The sequence below is a fragment of the Psychromonas sp. Urea-02u-13 genome (genome assembly GCF_002835995.1).
In the GTDB taxonomy this organism is placed as follows: Bacteria; Pseudomonadota; Gammaproteobacteria; order Enterobacterales; family Psychromonadaceae; genus Psychromonas.
Genome location: NZ_PJBZ01000163.1, coordinates 1 through 2777, shown reverse-complemented (window position 1 = coordinate 2777; position 2777 = coordinate 1). Strand labels below are relative to the sequence as shown.

Here is a 2777-nt window from a genome sequence, read left to right as displayed (position 1 = left end):
TCTTTCACTCATCCTTTAAATATACAGCAAGGCAAACGACTATTAACGTAAAACCACATAAAACTTCAAAAACAGACAAAAATTGTGAAAACCAAAGAATGGGAGAAATATCACCGTACCCAAGAGTAGTAATTGTTACACCACTAAAATATGTTGCTTCAATAATATCCAGACTACTCTTTTGCTCTTTCCAATATATGCTTGGTAATAAGAAATAAATAATTGAAAAGTTAATAATCAATTCGAAGTAACTTCTAAATGAAAGAATTAAACGGTCATGATTCTTTAACTGTTCACCGTTAATTTTGTCTTTTAAAGGTAACTTTCTTAGAAATTTATTTTTAAAAAGAAGTGGAGAAGCAATAAATTCCTTTATTTTTATATGACTTTTGTCTTCTACAAACTTCTTCAGTAGAAAATTAAACAACGTTCTTATGTTAGGAAAATTAATTCTATTTTTTGAATCTTTCTGTGAGATTTTATCGAGAGCATCTCTAAGAAAAGCATAAAATATTTCAGAACACCTTGATAGGAGAAACACAATCCAAAAAAATGTAGCAAATGAAATAGTCGTAATGTCGGAATTTGTTTCATCTACTCCCCTTAGTATAATTAGTAACAAAAAGGAAAAAATTGAAATGGAAAAATATAACCAATTCAAAGACCGTATCATTTTATTTTTATTTATGCCCTCTTTTAAAAAAGTAGCTAAATACAATGTTGGGGACATTAAACCTAATAAAAAAATCGATATCATCAATGCAGAATACTCCTAGAGCTAACGCCGCACTAAGCGGACTAAAATAGTGGGTTAAAATGTGTAGCGAAGCGAAACGTAACCCACTGTTTTTGTTCCGTTTAAACGCCTTGTTAGGCTTTTTAAGCACATTCAGTGTATTAACAAATACGCCCACGAAATAGGGCTTTATAACTTATCAACGTAGGTAAAAAACAAAGTATAAAATCCACTATATAAAGAATTGAAAGTGCCCCTGCAATTAAAGACATGTAGCCAGCAAGCATATTCCTATCTAAGTCATAAAATAATTTAGATATCGGTGACGTGGGTTTTCGTTGATATAATCTAATTTTTTTTAGCTTGTTGCTTGGAAAACTAAAATAATAATCGCCTTCCTTTAAATAAATAGGGAAAGAAATTACGTTTTTATTTTTAGTATGTGTTGAAGTAGACGTATCTAAAAGCACTATATTTTCCCCTTCGGTAACCTTAAAAACTTTAATTAAAACTTTTTTTTGTCCATATGCCTCTACGTGAACACCTAAATTATATGACGTTGCAGTTTCTATTGAAAAATATGCCCCCTCATTATTAGCACCTTTCTGATAAGGTACCGATAAAAAAGATGCCATTAGCCCGCCACCAAGTAAATTAGCCCAAAGATAAGTAGCTGAAATTATGCTGATAATAAAAAATATAAAACGGATAGAGATCTCAAGCCTGTATAAAGTACGAATTAAAGTAACTCTCATTTGTTCATTACCTTTATAAATATTAACAACAGCCCAAATTATAAGCCTAACGCCCGGCTTAAGCGGACAAAAATTGTTGGCTATAATTTGTGAGGTACGAACAATAGCCAACTTTTTTTGTTCCGTTTAAAGTGCTTGTTAGCTGTGTTATTGATTTCTGAAAAACTAAAATCACCATTGACAATATATTACGTATTAACGGATCTTCGTATTAATTGATTAGAAGTACGCAACATTTTATTAAATTTAGGACAGTCAAAATGATTTTCTTCTGGGCAGTTTACTGCATGCCGTAGCCCATCTCGCATAGCGGTGAACTGAGTTATCATTTTATCTAGTTCATCCGCTTTAGCCGATAGCAATGATCTGTTTAATTGCGAATGACCATCAGTGACAAACATTTCGCTAATATCATCTAATGAAAAACCAGCCAACCGACCTAACGAAATTAAAGAAAGTAGATTTAGCACATTAGGAGTAAATATTCGACGTAAGCCATTACGTCCGACTGACTTTATTAAACCTTTTTCTTCGTAGAATCGCAAGGTTGATGCAGGTAGTCCTGATAGTTTAACAACCTCGCCAATGTCTAATGTATTATTTTTCATTTCAACTATTGACCTCAAGTTAACTTTAAGTGCCATCATAGACAAAGTGATATATACCCACAAGTTAAACAACGCTTGTTTATATTAAATAACTTAATCAAAAATTAGGAAATAAACTATGAATGAAGAATTATTGTTATCAGATATTATTTTTAATGCCATTATTGTCGGTATTGGTGCAACTCTAGTTATGGATTGTTTTGCATTATTCCAACAGCGTTTTTTTTCGATTTTCCCACTTAATTATGCTTTAGTTGGTCGCTGGCTTATATGTATACCGAAAGGAATTTTTAGTCATAAAAATATTCTACTTACTCAGCCAGTTCACATGGAATCTCTAGTCGGCTGGTTTGCTCATTATGCTATAGGTGTAATATTTGCGGCAATATTGATTGTATTTACTGGTAATAAATGGTTAATAGAACCGACCATTACTCCTTCGATTGTATTTGGTATATTGACAGTTATTTTTCCTTACTTTCTTATGCAGCCATGTTTAGGATTTGGCATTGCAGCAGCAAAGACACCAAAACCAAATGTAGCACGTATCCGAAGTTTAATAGCTCATACAGTATTTGGCTTAGGATTATATTTATCAGCTTTAATAAATAGTTTCATTATTTACTAATAGATGATGGAACTTAACCTCCTAGCTGATTAAAGAAATAGCTAACGCCT

4 protein-coding genes are annotated in these 2777 nt (G+C 32.0%); 1 reads left to right on the top strand and 3 read right to left on the bottom strand.

All coding sequences use genetic code 11. The features are described 5' to 3' along the window. Positions 1–4: 4 nt before the first annotated feature. From CXF74_RS20960 to CXF74_RS20950, 3 genes are all read right to left on the bottom strand, one after another. Positions 5–757 carry a potassium channel family protein gene (locus CXF74_RS20960; protein ID WP_101084533.1) on the bottom strand — a complete coding sequence of 251 codons (753 nt, stop codon included), beginning with the start codon at positions 755–757 and terminating at the stop codon, positions 5–7. Between the two features lie 140 nt (positions 758–897). Continuing rightward, on the bottom strand, positions 898–1602 hold the full coding sequence (locus CXF74_RS20955; RefSeq protein WP_101084531.1) for a hypothetical protein: 705 nt from the start codon (positions 1600–1602) through the stop codon (positions 898–900). A gap of 77 nt (positions 1603–1679) precedes the next feature. Then, positions 1680–2099, bottom strand: coding sequence for a helix-turn-helix domain-containing protein (locus CXF74_RS20950; protein ID WP_101084535.1), 420 nt, complete (start codon positions 2097–2099; stop codon positions 1680–1682). 118 nt (positions 2100–2217) lie between these two features. Between CXF74_RS20950 and CXF74_RS20945 the strand changes: the two genes are divergently transcribed. Next, entirely contained in the window at positions 2218–2727 is a 510-nt protein-coding gene (locus CXF74_RS20945) for a DUF2938 domain-containing protein (RefSeq protein ID WP_101084529.1), read from the top strand. Positions 2728–2777 lie beyond the last annotated feature (50 nt).

Bases quoted from the DNA above. Each gene is read 5' to 3' on its own strand.
- CXF74_RS20945 (WP_101084529.1), top strand. From the start codon at position 2,218: ATGAATGAAGAATTATTGTTATCAGATATTATTTTTAATGCCATTATT.
- CXF74_RS20950 (WP_101084535.1), bottom strand. From the start codon at position 2,099: ATGAAAAATAATACATTAGACATTGGCGAGGTTGTTAAACTATCAGGA.
- CXF74_RS20960 (WP_101084533.1), bottom strand. From the start codon at position 757: ATGATATCGATTTTTTTATTAGGTTTAATGTCCCCAACATTGTATTTA.